This is a genomic window from Hufsiella arboris (genome assembly GCF_009834875.1).
Classification (GTDB): domain Bacteria; phylum Bacteroidota; class Bacteroidia; order Sphingobacteriales; family Sphingobacteriaceae; genus Hufsiella_A; species Hufsiella_A arboris.
This window is the reverse complement of the sequence record NZ_WVHT01000004.1, coordinates 68,812-83,794: the sequence shown is the minus strand read 5'-3', so window position 1 is coordinate 83,794 and position 14,983 is coordinate 68,812. Positions and strand designations below refer to the sequence as shown.

The following is a 14,983-nucleotide window of genomic DNA, read 5'->3' as shown; positions in this document are numbered from 1 at the left end:
GGTCGCTATACTTAAGAATTAAGATTTGATTAAAACCTTTTAAACAGATTTCTATTTTCTAATAAAAGATTTCTGTTATGAAAGACAACATGCAAAATCGGGGCGACGGCAACGAACAGGGTAAAAACATAAGTGCGAAAAACCTTGCTGCAAACAACGATATAGATGACAAAAAAATCGGCGCCGATGGTATTTTAATCGACAGCTCAGCAGAATCATATATTTCGGGTGAAAAAGACCAGTCGGAAGACAATTCCGAAGCTAAGAGACCAGAGCCCAAATAAACTTCGAAAACCGCAGCCAAAAAAGTGGGCTGAAAATAAACTAGCAATAAAGTTATGGTTGAAAACAACTTGAAAGAACATTTAGATGGTAGCGCGCATGATATCGATTATCATTATTTCATGGATAAGTTTAAGGTCACGCGCGAGGACGTAATGGCGGCTATCAATAAGTTAAAATCAACGGAATCTTCGACTTTGGAAGATTATCTCCGTCAAAAGTTTAGTCCACCGTCCGGAGATCCGGTAAAATAACAATCTTGTTCAATAAATATTACTGAATCAGAGCTGGTCCTTTAGTACTTTCCAGACGTTCTCTGTAACAATTTTCTGTCCTTCTTCTGTAGGATGTATGCCATCACCCTGGTTTAGCTTGCGAACACCAGCAACATCCTGTAGCAAAAAGGGAACCAACGCAATGTTGTTTTCTTTCGCCAGGCGGGGGTAAACAGCCGCAAAATCGCTCGCATAGTTCTCGCCCATATTAGGAGGAACCATCATGCCGGTAAGTACGATTTTACAGGAGGGATATTTTGATTTCACTTTCGAAATAATCGACTGAAGATTTTTGTAAGTGTCCTGTACGTCCAGGCCGCGCAATCCGTCGTTAGCGCCCAGTTCCAGCACGAAAACATCAACCGGCTGCTTTAAAAGCCAGTCGATACGGCTGTTTCCTCCGGCTGTTGTTTCGCCGCTCAGTCCGGCATTTACGCAATTATAAGGCAGGTTAAGTGAATCCACGGTGTGCTGTATCAAACCCGGAAAAGCATTTGCCGGATCATCGAGGCCATATCCGGCTGTTAAGCTGTTGCCAAAAAAAAGGATATTTTTTTTAGGTGTTTTTACCGCATTCCTGCTTTCGCCGGATTTTGGTTTTTCGCTGTCGGTAGTATTTGATGACTGATTACAGGCGAAAAATATTCCTGCAAAAAGAGTTATCATTAAAATCTTTAGTCTGGTCATTCGTCTTAGAAATAAGTGATTAAAACAAGCCGGTGACAAATTAAGTTTTCTAATCAGGTATTTTCGATGATCTTACAGAAATATTAGCAAATAACACAAACGCAATTGGCATCTATATTAAAAGTCAGCAACCTAAGTAAAACATATCAAAGCGCCGGAAGATCCCTTACCGTGCTGGATGACATCAATTTCGATATCGAAGAAGGCTCAACAGCGGCTATCGTCGGACCTTCAGGCAGCGGAAAAACAACCTTGCTGGGCCTTTGTGCCGGGCTTGACCGGGCGAGTGCAGGAGAAGTTGCTTTGAATAGCATTGTTCTCAATACGCTTTCCGAAGATCAGCGTGCAACCGTCAGAAATCGCTATGTAGGTTTTATATTTCAAAATTTTCAATTACTACCAACATTAACCGCTTTGGAAAATGTGATGGTTCCGCTGGAGCTTCACGGCGAAAAAAATGTGAAGCAGCGTTCGCTTGAGTTACTTGATAAAGTAGGACTTGCGGATCGCGGGCATCATTACCCGACACAATTGTCTGGAGGCGAGCAGCAGCGTATCTCCCTGGCCCGGGCTTTTTCCAATTCGCCGAGAATTTTATTTGCCGACGAGCCAACCGGAAATCTGGATGCTGAAACCGGGGCGAAAGTGGAAAAATTACTTTTTGAGCTGAATCGCGATGCCGGAACTACCTTAGTGCTGGTTACTCATGATCTTGAACTGGCGGCAAAAACACAGCGGGTGATACGACTCAAAGGCGGAAAGATTATTTCTGATGAAGCCGCGAGTAAATCAATCCATACACAGCTTTAAACTGAACCTGTGTTATGAACGATTATACGCAAAAACAACCGCTGCAATTTAACTGGTTGCTGAAAATGGCCTGGCGGGACAGCCGCAAAAACAGATCACGACTATTTCTATTCATATCTTCCATTATTGTTGGAATTGCCGCGTTGGTGGCTATTTACTCATTTGGTGATAATCTTAAACGCGATATTGATAACCAGGCAGCGACACTTATCGGCGCTGATTTGTCCGTTTCAGACAACAGGCCCTTCAGCAAGGAAACTTTGCATTTGATCGATTCGTTAAAAGGCCTGGATGCCCGTTATTCCGAGGAAAATAGTTTTGCTTCGATGATTCTGTTTAAGAAAAATCAGGGAACGCGATTAGTTCAGATCAGGGCTTTAAGCGGCGATTTTCCTTACTACGGTGAGCTGGAAACAACACCTGCGGGCGCTGCCACGGAGTTTCGCAAAGGCAAAAGTGCATTGGTGGATAAAACGCTGATGCTACAATTTAACGCCCAACCGGGTGATTCGATTCAGGTGGGAAATCTAACATTTCAGATCGCCGGAATTCTGAACAAAGCTCCCGGGCAAACCGGCTTTGCATCAACTGTAGCGCCGGCTGTATTTATTCCGTTGCAATACGTTTCTGCCACCGGCTTGCTGCAAAAGGGTAGTAGGATCAATTATACCGTTTACTACAAATTCCCGAAGGATGTGGATGTGAACGCCATGGTGAAAAAATTAGATCCGAAATTTGAGAAGCAGGAGTTAAACTATGATACGATTCAAACGCGGAAGGAAAACACCGGTAAATCGTTCAGCGACCTTACGGATTTCCTGGCCCTGGTTGGATTTATCGCCTTGCTTCTCGGCTGTATCGGCGTGGCGAGTTCGGTCCATATTTATATGAGGGAAAAGCTGACAACTGTTGCGGTGTTAAGATGCATGGGAGTGAGTTCCCGCCAGGCATTCTTAATTTACCTGATCCAGATTTTAGGCATCGGGTTCATTGGGTCGGTTACAGGTGCCCTTTTAGGTACGATTATCCAACAGATATTGCCGGTTGTGTTAAAGGATTTTCTTCCGGTAGAAATTAGTAGTGCCATTTCCTGGCTGGCGGTTGGTCAGGGGATTCTGCTGGGTATGCTCATTTCGGTATTGTTCGCGTTGCTTCCATTACTTTCGGTGCGTAAAATTTCGCCATTAAATACGCTTCGATTGCTTGGGGAGGAGAAAGGCGGTTGGAAAGACTGGGCGAGGTGGCTCGTCTTTTTATTGATTGCTTTATTTGTTATCGGATTTGCGACGCTGCAGCTCGATGGATGGATTCAAACGCTGGCATTTGCCGCCGGACTGTTTATTGCATTTGCTGTTCTTTATGCTATCGCGATGTTGCTGGTGTGGATGGTTCGCCGGTTCTTCCCAACCTCATGGAGTTATCTCTGGCGGCAAGGATTGTCAAATTTATATCGTCCGAATAACCAGACGGCTATTTTGTTGGTATCCATTGGCTTAGGAACAGCTTTTATAAGCTTACTATTCTTTGTACAAAGCATGCTGATCGGGCGGGTTACCATGGCGGCAGGAAAAAATCAGCCGAACATGATTTTGTTCGATATTCAGAGCTCACAAAAGGCTGCAATCGCTTCACTAACCCGTTCGGAAGGTTTGCCAGTAATACAGGAAGTGCCGGTTATAACCATGCGGCTTCAAAGCATAAATGATCAAACGGCGGCCGATATTAAAAAAGATAAGAAAACCACTTTATCAGTAAAGCCATTTGGAAGAGAGTTTCGCGTAACCTTCCGCGACACGCTGGGCGATACCGAAAAACTGAGTGCCGGAAAATGGATGGGATCTGTTGCCGGGCCGCGGGACACAGCTCGTATATCTGTTGAACAAAAATACGCTGAAAGTAATCACTGGCATGTTGGCGACAGGCTGATGTTCAATGTACAGGGCTTGATGGTTCCTACTGTTATCGGAAGCCTGCGAACTGTTGAGTGGAACCGGGTGCAGACAAATTTCCTGGTAATATTTCCAAAAGGTGTGTTGGAAGACGCTCCTCAGTTTCATGTATTGGTTACTCGTGTGCAGGATAACCGGCAGTCAGCGGCTTTTCAGCAGAAGATTGTACAACAATTTCCAAATGTGTCGGTGATCGACTTGGCGCTGATACTAAACGTGCTTGATGAGATACTGGATAAAATTGGTTTTGTGATCCGCTTTATGGCGGCCTTTAGTATCCTTACCGGATTGGTTGTTCTGATCGCTTCGGTTATGATCAGTAAATACCAGCGAATGCAGGAAAGTGTTCTGCTCAGAACGCTTGGCGCAAGCAGGAAGCAAGTGTTCGCAATTACCGCCCTTGAATATGTTTTTCTTGGCGCACTTTCAGCGCTTACAGGGATTTTGCTGGCACTTGCAGGAGGATGGGCACTGGCGCGGTTCAGTTTTGACACACCTTTTCGGCCAGCTTTGTCAGTTATTGGATTCATCTTTCTGAGCATCACCGCTTTAACGGTTCTTATCGGATTATTGAATAGCAGGGGAGTGCTTAACAGGCCGCCGCTGGAAGTTTTGCGTAAGGAAGTTTAGTTTTAGGAATTTTAAACTTTGATAACCGGTTTCTGGTCATAAAGGCAATTAGTCGATTAATCAATTACTGCAATCTAAATATGCTTAGAGCTTTTACAATCACGTTTATTTTCTCCGCTATTGTTACACTAGCTAATGCGCAAACAATTACGCATGCCCGATTTAAAATCTCCAACCGAAACGACGGTATTCAATCGGTTGAATTGCTGATCGATGATCGTTTTTATATCGGTCTCACAGGAAATGGCGGCGTCGATTATATTCAACTGACAACAAGAACTCCTTTAGCAGTGGAAGATATGGACAATCTTGGAATGCCTCTTACATGGTATGATCAATCAGACATTCACGACATTCCGGGAAAAATAAAATCAATTGGTGGTATCCAAATCGTTTACAACAACGTTTTTGATATTCACGAAAGGAAGGGGACGCTGAAATCAATAGGAGATATCCCGATTAGTTATTATAATGTGTTCGATATACATGACCCGCAGGGTAAAGTTAAATCAATAGGAAAAATACAAATCGAGTACTACAACGCATTCGATTCAAAAGAACTGTTTGGTCGGATAAAGTCGATCAAAGGCAATAGCCGTGATTTTGCTGTTGTTGCTGGTCGTTAAAATTGGCTGCGAATCACTCGTTACCACCGGTTTCGGGCCGAGGAGTTGGCGCTGTGGTCACTGCGATTCGCTTAAGTGAGCAGTCGGTATCGGCCGTTTTATCATCAAACAAAATTCCTACATTTGCCGCCATGAGAAAAAATAAGGCGGTTTTTTTAGACAGGGACGGAGTATTAAATCAGGAACTCGGCGATTACGTTTGCCGGGTGGAAGATTTTGTCGTGCTTGAACATAACTTTAAACCGCTGAAAGAACTTCAGGATCGAGGTTACCTGCTCATAGTTATAACCAACCAAGGCGGACTCGCGAAAAAGTGGTATACTGAAGATGATTTGCAGTCGATGCATAAAAAGCTTCGGGAAGCCTACGAGGCAAACGGCATTCAGCTTGCCGAAATTTATTACTGCAATCATCATCCCGAATATACCAGTAAATGCCTTTGTCGTAAGCCCGGATCGCTAATGCTTGAAAAAGCGGCTGCAAGATTCGATGCCGAGCCGTCTAAATCTTATTTTATCGGCGATCGTGAACGTGACGTTTTAGCAGGCGAGGCAGCAGGAATAACAGGCATTCTGATTAATTCGGATCAGCCGATCAGCGAAGTACTGCACCTGATTGATTAAGCATTTTTTCTTTAATAGCGTCGACAATCTTATAGGCGTGTTCACGTGAATTTTCAATAAACCAAACATGTGTCTCCATACCTCCGCAAACAACTCCCGCGAGGTATATTCCCGGCACAGCGGTCTCCATGGTGGTTTCATTATGTACCGGTATTAGTTTCTCGTCGTCAGACAAGGTTAGTCCGATTTTTTTCAGAAAGCTAAAATTTGGCTGATACCCTGTTAGAGCAAGCACATAGTCATTGGGGATTGTAATGGCTCCTTCGGGAGTCATTATATCAACTTCTTTTTCACGAATAGCTGCCAGGCTGGAATTAAAAAATGCTTTAATCGAACCTTCCTTAATGCGATTTTCGATGTCGGGCTTTACCCAATATTTAACACGCCGCCCGATTTCATCTTTCCGTATAACCATCGTCACCTCCGAGCCCTTACGGAAAGTTTCAAGCGCAGCATCTACCGATGAATTATTTGCACCTACAACAAGTACTTTTTGAAAAGCATACTTGTGCGGATCGTCGTAATAATGTGAAACTTTCTGAAGATCCTCACCAGGCACGTCCATCTTATTCGGCAGATCATAAAAACCTATGGCAAGGATGATATTTTTCGTGAGATATTCATTTTTCGAAGTGTGAACAGAAAATTCATCATCAACCTTTGTGACGGTTTGCACTTTCTCATAAAGTTTTATATTGAGATTGAACGTAGTAGTCACCCTGCGGTAGTATTCCATTGCTTCGCTTCGTGTTGGCTTTGGGTTGTTCGAAACAAAAGGAACTTTGCCGATTTCAAGTCTTTCGGAAGTTGAAAAAAAGGTCATGTTAACCGGGTAGTTGAAGATCGAGTTAACTAACGCTCCTTTTTCGAGGATTACATAACTAAGTCCGGCTTTTTTTGCTTCAATACCGCATGCCAGGCCAATGGGGCCGCCGCCTATAATTACCAGATCAAATTGATTCTCCATATTCGTAAAAGTACAAAGGCCAGAGTAAAACCCCGGCCCTCGTATCTTGAATAAAAGTAATTTTTATTTTACTGCTTCTGCCGCTTTTGCATGGTCCGCAAGAAACTGGGCCAACCCGTTGTCAGTTAGAGGGTGTTTCAATAAAGCCGTGATAGCCGAAAGCGGGCCGGTTATTACATCTGCACCGATTTTAGCACAGTTAACAATATGCATTGGATGACGGACCGAAGCCGCAAGGATCTGAGTTTCGTAGCCGTAGTTGTCATAGATCAAGCGGATGTCTTCGATCAAGGCAAGTCCGTCCGTTGAAACGTCGTCTAATCGTCCGATAAATGGCGATACGTACGTTGCGCCTGCTTTAGCTGCCAGCAACGCTTGCCCTGCAGAAAATACCAGGGTACAGTTGGTACGAATCCCTTTGGATGAAAAATATTTCAGCGCTTTAACGCCGTCTTTAATCATTGGAACTTTAACAACGATTTTATCGTCTAAAGACGCCAGGTATTCGCCTTCTTTAACTATGCTGTCAAAATCTGTCGCGATGACTTCGGCGCTTACGTCGCCTTCAACAATATCGCAAATTGCCTTATAATGATTGATTACATTGTCTTGTCCGGAGATGCCTTCTTTGGCCATTAAACTTGGATTGGTGGTTACACCGTCGAGAACGCCTAAATCGTGAGCCTCTTTAATCTGCTGAAGATTGGCAGTATCGATGAAAAATTTCATAAGATTATAATTTAATATTAAGGTTATTTGTAAAGCGTAGAGCAAACGATTGCACTGAATCTTTTAAAAGTAACGTTTTGTAGTAATTATAAAAACGAACTGATAGCATGATATTTGAAGGAAGATCATTTTTGCAAACCGCCTGAACGTAGTTCAAATATAAGCAAAAAAAATGGGCAAGCCCCTTTTATCGCACCGCTACAACCTTCTACCCTTGCTGTGTTCCCACCCTGGGGGAGTTCAAAGGGAGCTGGTCGTAAAAGACTTACCCGCCACAAAAGTAGAAAAAAAAGCGAAATTGACGAGCAGACTTTCAAAAATTGTGAATTTAACCCGTCATTGTCTACTATTCTCTTGATTTTTAGTGGCTTATTTTTAACGACCATATCTAAGTTTAGCAAGGCAAACATGTACTGCCCTTGTCAAGTTGAGGGTAATCAAAACGTTTCTAATTATTGTCGTGAGTAGGAAACACGTATGTTTTAGCCCTTAGCCCGGCTAATTGCTACAACTATGTAAGCAGACATCATTGGAATTTACCTTATATAAGTTTACTGTGATAGGTTGTATTTCTATTGTTAACAAACACGCAGGCCGCATTTTACAATTTTAAGCCAAAAAATGTTTTAAATTTCATAAATTTAGTCATCTAAGCCTGATAGAAGCAAAAAACTCAAATTACGTAATTGTTAATTAGAGTGCGTTGAAATTGCGATAGTGTAAATTATTGTATACATTTTTGATGATAAAATAGTGAAACGTTAAAAATATTTAAAACTATTTCAATCATTTCGTTAAATCTATATCTTCGTAATCACACCACTTAACCAACTTAATCAAATGAAGCAAACTGAGATTGATCAGCAGGGTCTGTATCGGCCTGAATTTGAACACGACTCATGTGGTACCGGATTTATCACATCAATCAACGCACACAAATCACATCAGATTATTGCAGATGCATTGACGATCCTGGAAAACATGGAGCATCGCGGAGCGTGCGGTTGTGATCCCGATTCAGGTGACGGAGCGGGAATTCTCTTTCAAATACCACACGAATTTTTACTGGAAGAATGCATAACACAAGGTATAAGATTGGGTGAGCCTGGTTATTATGGCGTTGGAATGGCCTTTTTACCTAAGGACATTGAATTGAAAGAGGCTTGTAAAAATATAATCAAACAGGCATCGGCCGATTTAGGGCTGAAGTTCTTAGGTTTCAGAAAAGTGCCTGTTGATCCTTCATCTATTGGAAAAACAGCGTTGGAAGCCGAACCAGCCGTTGAACAGGTTTTTATCGAGCGACCTTCGCATGTTAAAAACGCAGATGACTTTGAGCGCAAGCTTTTCGTTCTCCGCCGGTATGTAACCAAGTTGGTTTCAGAAAAACTTCCGCACGTTTCTGATGAGCTTTATTTTACGTCTTTTTCCTGTAAGATCATTATATATAAAGGACAGCTGACTACTTACCAGGTCCGGGCATATTATAAGGATTTGTCTGACGAGCGTATCAAATCTGGTTTCGGTATGGTACACTCTCGTTTTTCAACCAATACTTTTCCTTCATGGAAACTGGCACAGCCTTTCCGCATGATGGCTCACAATGGTGAGATCAATACTTTGACAGGAAATCTTAACTGGTTTTACTCCGGTGTTCGTTCATTAGCTTCTCCTTATTTTACTAAGGAAGAAATGGACATGATCCTGCCGGTAATTGATACTAATCAGTCCGATTCTGCCTGCCTTGATAATATTGTCGAGGTTTTGCTTCACTCGGGAAGAACCTTGCCGCATGTGATGATGATGCTGGTTCCTGAAGCTTGGGATGGTAACGAACAGATGGATCCGATAAAAAAGGCCTTTTACGAGTTCCACGCTACATTGATGGAACCATGGGATGGCCCTGCAGCGTTGACTTTTACAGACGGAACAAATATCGGGGCTATGCTGGATCGTAATGGTCTGCGTCCGTTGCGTTACGCCATAACCAGCGATAACCGTGTTATAGTTGCCTCAGAGGCAGGTGCGCTGCCGGTTTCTGAAGCGCTTATTATTAAAAAAGGACGCTTGCAACCCGGTAAAATGTTGTTCATAGATACAGCGGAAGGTAAGATCATCAACGATGATGAGATTAAACATCAGCTGGCCACAAGGCAACCTTATGGACAATGGCTTGAGAACTATAAGATCCGCATGGAGGAATTGCCTGAACCGCGCTTAGCGTTCACAAATCTTTCGGCGGAATCTGTGTTTAAATATCAGCAGGTGTTTGGTTACACCCGGGAAGATATCGAGTCCATCATTAAACCGATGGCGCTGGATGGCAAAGAACCGGTAGGTTCTATGGGAACTGATGTTCCACTCGCGGTACTAAGCGACAGGCCTCAACATTTGTCGAGCTATTTCAAGCAATTTTTTGCCCAGGTAACCAACCCGCCAATCGACCCAATCCGCGAACGTCTCGTAATGAGTCTCGCAACCTTTATCGGTAATAACGGTAATGTGCTTGATGAGGATAAAATGCATTGCCATTGTGTAGCTCTGCAGCAGCCAATTCTAACTAACGTAGAACTTGAAAAACTAAGAAGTATTGATACCGGCCTTTTCCACGCGAAAACGCTGCAAACTTATTTCAAAGCCGATGGATTGGCAGGGTCAATGCAAAATGGCATCGACAGGCTTTGCCGCTATGCCGAAGATGCCGTAAACGACGGTTTTGAAGTTTTAATTCTTTCCGACCGCGCTGTAGATTCTGAGCACGCGCCGATACCATCGCTGCTTGCTGTGTCCGCTGTTCATCATTACCTGATTCGTAAAGGCTTGCGTGGTGCGGTTGGTATTGTAGTTGAAGGTGGTGATGTTTGGGAAGTTCACCATTTTGCTTGTCTTCTTGCATTCGGTGCTACCGCGATTAACCCTTACCTGGCGCTGGGTACTATCCAGACAATGAAAGAAGAAGGTAAACTGGATACCTCACTGGAATGGAAATATCTTTCTAAAAACTATATAAAAGCTGTATGCGATGGATTGCTTAAGATTTTCTCGAAAATGGGGATTTCAACTTTGCAGTCATACCACGGCTCCCAGGTTTTTGAAATTCTGGGAATAAACAAAGCAGTTGTTGATACGCATTTCGCCGGAGCGGTAACACGGATCGAAGGTTTAGGCCTTGATGAAATCGCTCGTGAGACCTTATACAAACACTGGAACGGTTTCGGCGCTTCAAAACGCGACGAGCAGTTACTTCCAGAAGGTGGAATTTATCAATGGAAACGTCGTGGTGAAGCGCATTTGTTTAACCCGCAAACGGTTCACCTGTTGCAGCAAGCCACACGTACCAATAGCTACGATATTTATAAGAACTACGCAAAACTTGTAAACGAGCAAAGTGAAAAAATGTACACACTGCGCGGTTTATTGGATTTTGCGAAACATCGCGAATCAATTTCAATTGATGAAGTTGAGCCAGCGGAGAATATCATGAAGCGTTTCGCGACGGGAGCGATGTCGTTTGGATCTATTTCTCACGAAGCCCATAGTACATTAGCAATCGCGATGAACCGTATCGGCGCAAAGAGCAATACCGGTGAAGGAGGTGAAGACGAAATTCGTTACGAAAAATTGCCTAACGGCGATTCCATGCGTTCTGCTATAAAGCAAATTGCTTCAGCCCGTTTCGGTGTAACCTCAAATTATCTTACCAATGCGGACGAATTGCAGATAAAAATGGCACAGGGCGCTAAGCCTGGTGAAGGCGGCCAGCTTCCTGGACATAAAGTTGACGACTGGATCGCACGTGTGCGCCATTCGACTCCGGGAGTAGGTTTAATTTCTCCGCCACCACACCACGATATTTATTCAATTGAAGATTTGGCGCAGCTGATTTTCGATTTGAAAAACGCTAACAGAGCAGCCCGTATCAATGTGAAACTCGTGTCTAAAGCAGGAGTGGGCACCATTGCGGCAGGAGTAGCAAAAGCGCATGCTGATGTTATCCTTATTGCAGGGTACGATGGCGGTACAGGTGCATCGCCAATCAGTTCAATTAAACATGCTGGTTTACCGTGGGAACTTGGTTTAGCTGAAGCACATCAGACACTTGTTCGTAACCAGCTTCGCAGCCGTGTGGTTTTGCAGGCAGACGGACAGATGAAAACTGGTCGTGATTTAACGATAGCGGCGTTATTGGGGGCCGAAGAATGGGGAGTCGCTACCGCTGCTCTCGTTGCCGGTGGTTGTATTATGATGCGCAAATGCCATCTGAATACATGCCCTGTTGGTGTGGCTACACAGGATCCTGAATTGCGTAAGTTATTTAGCGGAAAACCTGAGCATATAGTTAATCTTTTCCGTTTCCTTGCAGAAGAAATGCGCGAGATTATGGCAGAGCTTGGCTTCCGTACCATTACCGAAATGGTTGGACGTGCTCAATACCTGAAAGTAAAAGAAGGCGTCACCCATTGGAAAGCGAAAACAGTTGATCTTTCAGGAATACTGCACCCGGTCGCTAATCCGTCTGGTCAAACACTTTATAACAGTGAGTCGCAGGATCATGGAATGGCCGATATCCTTGATTGGAAATTGCTGCAACATGCACAACAGGCTTTAGAAAGTAAAACGCCTGTGTTTGCAACGTTCATCGTTAAAAATACCGATCGGACAATCGGAACGCTTCTTTCAAACGAAGTATCGAAACGCTATCAATCTGCTGGCTTACCTGATAATACAATTAACTTTAAATTCAGTGGCTCAGCGGGACAAAGTTTCGGAGCTTTTGCTACCAAAGGTTTATCGTTTGAGCTGGAAGGTGAAGCTAACGACTATGTCGGAAAAGGCTTGTCGGGCGCGCAATTAGCCATCTATCCATCGTCCGAAAGTAAATTGGTTCCTGAGGAGAACATAATAATTGGAAACGTAGCACTTTACGGGGCTACATCGGGTGAAGTATTCATCAGGGGACAAGCGGGTGAACGTTTTGCAGTTCGTAATTCGGGCGCTACGGCGGTTGTAGAAGGGGTAGGAGATCATGGTTGTGAGTATATGACCGGCGGCCGTGCGTTAATTCTCGGTAAAACAGGACGTAACTTTGCCGCAGGAATGAGCGGAGGTATTGCCTGGGTATATGATGTTGACGGAAGTTTCGCTGAAAACTGTAATACAGAAATGGTTGAACTAGATCCGCTTACACAGGATGACGAAGATCAGATCCAGCACCTGCTCAGAAAGCATATCCAGTTAACACAAAGCCGGCTTGCGCTTTATCTGACCAGCAATTGGGTCGAAGAGTCACGCAAGTTCATAAAAGTATTCCCTACTGAATACAAAAAAGTTTTACAACGTTCACAATTCCAACCAGCTAATTGATCTATGGGCAAAGTAACAGGTTTTAAAGAGTTTGACAGGGAACTTCCCGCGAAAAAGAGCCCCGCGGAAAGGGTTAGTAACTACAAAGAGTTTGTTGGTTTGTATTCAGATGAGAAACTGAATAAGCAAGCTGCAAGATGTATGAACTGCGGAATCCCGTTTTGCCATTCGGGATGTCCGCTGGGCAACATCATTCCTGAATTTAATGATGCCGTTTACAAGGAGAACTGGGAGGAAGCTTATAATATCCTCTCTTCAACAAATAACTTCCCCGAGTTTACAGGCCGTATTTGCCCGGCGCCATGCGAGTCTGCATGTGTGTTGGGTATTAACCGTCCGCCGGTAGCCATAGAGGAAATCGAAAAACACATTATTGAGATTGCTTATTCAAAAGGCTATGTTCAACCGCATAATACGCATTTACGTACGGGTAAATCAGTAGCGGTTGTTGGCTCGGGTCCGGCAGGTCTTGCTGCCGCTGCGCAGCTGAATAAAGCTGGCCATTTGGTAACGGTTTACGAAAGAGATGATAAAGCCGGAGGATTGCTTCGTTACGGCATCCCTGATTTTAAGCTTGACAAATGGGTGGTCGATCGCCGCATTAAACTGATGGAAGAAAGCGGCATCCTGTTTAAATATAACACGGAAGTCGGCAAAGATATTTCGGCAAAAGAACTTGCTGAGAACTTTGATGCAGTAGTTCTTGCAGGAGGTTCAACTATTCCCCGGAATCTGAATATTCCGGGCCGTGAGTTGAAAGGCGTTTATTTCGCGATGGAATTTCTTAAGCAGCAAAATAAGCGCGTTGGAAACTCTCCCTTTGATGCGGAAGACATCCTCGCCACAGACGCCGATGTAGTTGTAATTGGCGGTGGTGATACGGGATCAGACTGCGTTGGAACTTCGAATCGCCACAAAGCAAAATCTGTTAAGCAGTTTGAAGTGATGTTTAAGCCGCCGGGCGACCGTACAGACAGTATGCCATGGCCGACATATCCGATGGTGCTGAAAACCACATCTTCGCATGAAGAAGGCTGCGAACGTTTCTGGGGTGTTAATACGAAAAAATTTATTGGCGATGAAAACGGAAACCTGAAATCGCTCCTGGTAACAGACGTAAATTGGGAAAAAGATATATTCGGGCGCCCAATCAAATTTAACGAAGTAGAAGGTTCCGAACGTGAAATTCCTTGTCAGCGCGTTTTTCTTGCTATGGGATTTCTTCACCCTCAATTCGAAGGCATGCTGGAAGAATTGGGTGTTGAAATAGATGAGCGCGGTAATGTAAAGGCGCGCGAAGGCGTTTATCAAACCAACGTATCTAATGTATTTGCAGCCGGCGATATGCGCCGCGGACAATCTTTGGTTGTTTGGGCAATCTCAGAAGGACGTGAAGCTGCGCGAAAAGTCGACGAATATTTAATGGGAGCAACAGCTCTTGCCAGCAAAGACGCTGTCAGCATGTTTGCGTAAATTCATATAAAATTCTTTACTCCAACCTCGAGACATAACCTGCGTCATGTATTTGATGCAGGTTTGTTTTTTAAGTCTTTAATTGTATGCTAATCGAATCACAAGTTGCCAATATTCTGAACGTAAGAACCTATTTGCTGGATCAGATAAAAGATTTCTCAGTTGAGCAGTTGAATAAAATTCCTGATGGTTTCAATAACAATATCATCTGGAATCTTGGCCATCTCACGTCAGCTATGCAAGGACTATGTTATAAACGTTCTGGCTTAAAACCTGCCGTAGAAGAGCAATATGTTGAGCCTTTTATTCCGGGATCAAAGCCTGAAAAATATTATAACGAAGAAGATGTTAATGCGATAAAGGAATTGCTTTTGTCGAGCCCGTTAAAGCTTCAGGACGATTATCAGCGCGGGATTTTCCAGGAATATACTACTGTCACAACCCGATACAATGTCACTTTAAGCAATATTGATGAAGCCATTGATTTTGTTTTGTTTCATGAAGGCTTGCACGCCGGATATGTAATGGCGATGCGGAAACTGGTTTAGAAATACCTGTTAGGGACAAG

Annotated in this window: 12 protein-coding genes and 1 other RNA gene; 9 read left to right on the top strand and 4 right to left on the bottom strand. The window is 43.7% G+C overall.

The features are described 5' to 3' along the window. Positions 1-77: 77 nt before the first annotated feature. Together GS399_RS09750 and GS399_RS09745 are read left to right on the top strand one after the other, a co-directional pair. Entirely contained in the window at positions 78-284 is a 207-nt protein-coding gene (locus tag GS399_RS09750) for a hypothetical protein (RefSeq protein WP_160844433.1), read from the top strand. Positions 285-338: 54 nt separating this feature from the next. Then, on the top strand, positions 339-536 hold the full coding sequence (locus tag GS399_RS09745; RefSeq protein WP_160844432.1) for a hypothetical protein: 198 nt from the start codon (positions 339-341) through the stop codon (positions 534-536). A 27-nt stretch (positions 537-563) separates the two neighbouring features. Here GS399_RS09745 and GS399_RS09740 read toward each other — a convergent pair whose 3' ends face one another. Beyond that, positions 564-1,244 carry an arylesterase gene (locus GS399_RS09740; RefSeq protein WP_160844431.1) on the bottom strand — a complete coding sequence of 227 codons (681 nt, stop codon included), beginning with the start codon at positions 1,242-1,244 and terminating at the stop codon, positions 564-566. 105 nt (positions 1,245-1,349) lie between these two features. Between GS399_RS09740 and GS399_RS09735 the strand changes: the two genes are divergently transcribed. The 4 genes from GS399_RS09735 to GS399_RS09720 all read left to right on the top strand — a co-directional run bounded on the left by GS399_RS09735 (position 1,350) and on the right by GS399_RS09720 (position 5,882). Then, positions 1,350-2,054, top strand: a complete 705-nt coding sequence (locus GS399_RS09735; RefSeq protein WP_160844430.1) for an ABC transporter ATP-binding protein — start codon at positions 1,350-1,352, stop codon at positions 2,052-2,054. Positions 2,055-2,068: 14 nt separating this feature from the next. Then, a complete protein-coding gene (locus GS399_RS09730; protein ID WP_202409424.1) occupies positions 2,069-4,633 on the top strand; it encodes an ABC transporter permease in 2,565 nt (854 codons plus the stop codon). Between the two features lie 80 nt (positions 4,634-4,713). Further along, on the top strand, positions 4,714-5,259 hold the full coding sequence (locus GS399_RS09725; protein ID WP_160844429.1) for a hypothetical protein: 546 nt from the start codon (positions 4,714-4,716) through the stop codon (positions 5,257-5,259). A 2-nt stretch (positions 5,260-5,261) separates the two neighbouring features. Continuing rightward, a complete protein-coding gene (locus GS399_RS09720) occupies positions 5,262-5,882 on the top strand; it encodes a D-glycero-alpha-D-manno-heptose-1,7-bisphosphate 7-phosphatase (RefSeq protein WP_369410114.1) in 621 nt (206 codons plus the stop codon). On the opposite strand, the gene GS399_RS09715 is transcribed toward GS399_RS09720, so the two are convergent. From GS399_RS09715 to ffs, 3 genes are all read right to left on the bottom strand, one after another. Continuing rightward, a complete protein-coding gene (locus GS399_RS09715) occupies positions 5,854-6,849 on the bottom strand; it encodes a YpdA family putative bacillithiol disulfide reductase (RefSeq protein ID WP_160844428.1) in 996 nt (331 codons plus the stop codon). The two genes, GS399_RS09720 and GS399_RS09715, sit on opposite strands and share 29 nt — an antisense overlap. Before the next feature lie 63 nt (positions 6,850-6,912). After that, on the bottom strand, positions 6,913-7,578 hold the full coding sequence (gene fsa, locus GS399_RS09710) for a fructose-6-phosphate aldolase (RefSeq protein WP_160844427.1): 666 nt from the start codon (positions 7,576-7,578) through the stop codon (positions 6,913-6,915). A 171-nt stretch (positions 7,579-7,749) separates the two neighbouring features. Further along, positions 7,750-7,849: signal recognition particle sRNA small type (gene ffs, locus GS399_RS09705), an RNA gene on the bottom strand. Between the two features lie 569 nt (positions 7,850-8,418). Here ffs and gltB point away from each other — a divergent pair. From gltB to GS399_RS09690, 3 genes are all read left to right on the top strand, one after another. Then, complete coding sequence (gltB, locus tag GS399_RS09700) at positions 8,419-12,942, top strand: glutamate synthase large subunit (RefSeq protein ID WP_160844426.1); 4,524 nt, start codon at positions 8,419-8,421, stop codon at positions 12,940-12,942. A gap of 3 nt (positions 12,943-12,945) precedes the next feature. Beyond that, positions 12,946-14,415: a glutamate synthase subunit beta gene (locus GS399_RS09695; protein WP_160844425.1), complete on the top strand. Its 1,470-nt coding sequence runs from the start codon at positions 12,946-12,948 to the stop codon at positions 14,413-14,415. An 86-nt stretch (positions 14,416-14,501) separates the two neighbouring features. Next, positions 14,502-14,963, top strand: coding sequence for a DinB family protein (locus GS399_RS09690; RefSeq protein WP_202409423.1), 462 nt, complete (start codon positions 14,502-14,504; stop codon positions 14,961-14,963). Positions 14,964-14,983 lie beyond the last annotated feature (20 nt).

Excerpts from the sequence above, each read along its gene's own strand:
- GS399_RS09730 (WP_202409424.1), top strand. The coding sequence starts at position 2,069 with ATGAACGATTATACGCAAAAACAACCGCTGCAATTTAACTGGTTGCTG.
- GS399_RS09690 (WP_202409423.1), top strand. The coding sequence starts at position 14,502 with ATGCTAATCGAATCACAAGTTGCCAATATTCTGAACGTAAGAACCTAT.
- GS399_RS09695 (WP_160844425.1), top strand. The coding sequence starts at position 12,946 with ATGGGCAAAGTAACAGGTTTTAAAGAGTTTGACAGGGAACTTCCCGCG.
- GS399_RS09750 (WP_160844433.1), top strand. The coding sequence starts at position 78 with ATGAAAGACAACATGCAAAATCGGGGCGACGGCAACGAACAGGGTAAA.
- GS399_RS09715 (WP_160844428.1), bottom strand. The coding sequence starts at position 6,849 with ATGGAGAATCAATTTGATCTGGTAATTATAGGCGGCGGCCCCATTGGC.
- fsa (WP_160844427.1), bottom strand. The coding sequence starts at position 7,578 with ATGAAATTTTTCATCGATACTGCCAATCTTCAGCAGATTAAAGAGGCT.
- GS399_RS09725 (WP_160844429.1), top strand. The coding sequence starts at position 4,714 with ATGCTTAGAGCTTTTACAATCACGTTTATTTTCTCCGCTATTGTTACA.
- GS399_RS09740 (WP_160844431.1), bottom strand. The coding sequence starts at position 1,244 with ATGACCAGACTAAAGATTTTAATGATAACTCTTTTTGCAGGAATATTT.
- GS399_RS09745 (WP_160844432.1), top strand. The coding sequence starts at position 339 with ATGGTTGAAAACAACTTGAAAGAACATTTAGATGGTAGCGCGCATGAT.
- gltB (WP_160844426.1), top strand. The coding sequence starts at position 8,419 with ATGAAGCAAACTGAGATTGATCAGCAGGGTCTGTATCGGCCTGAATTT.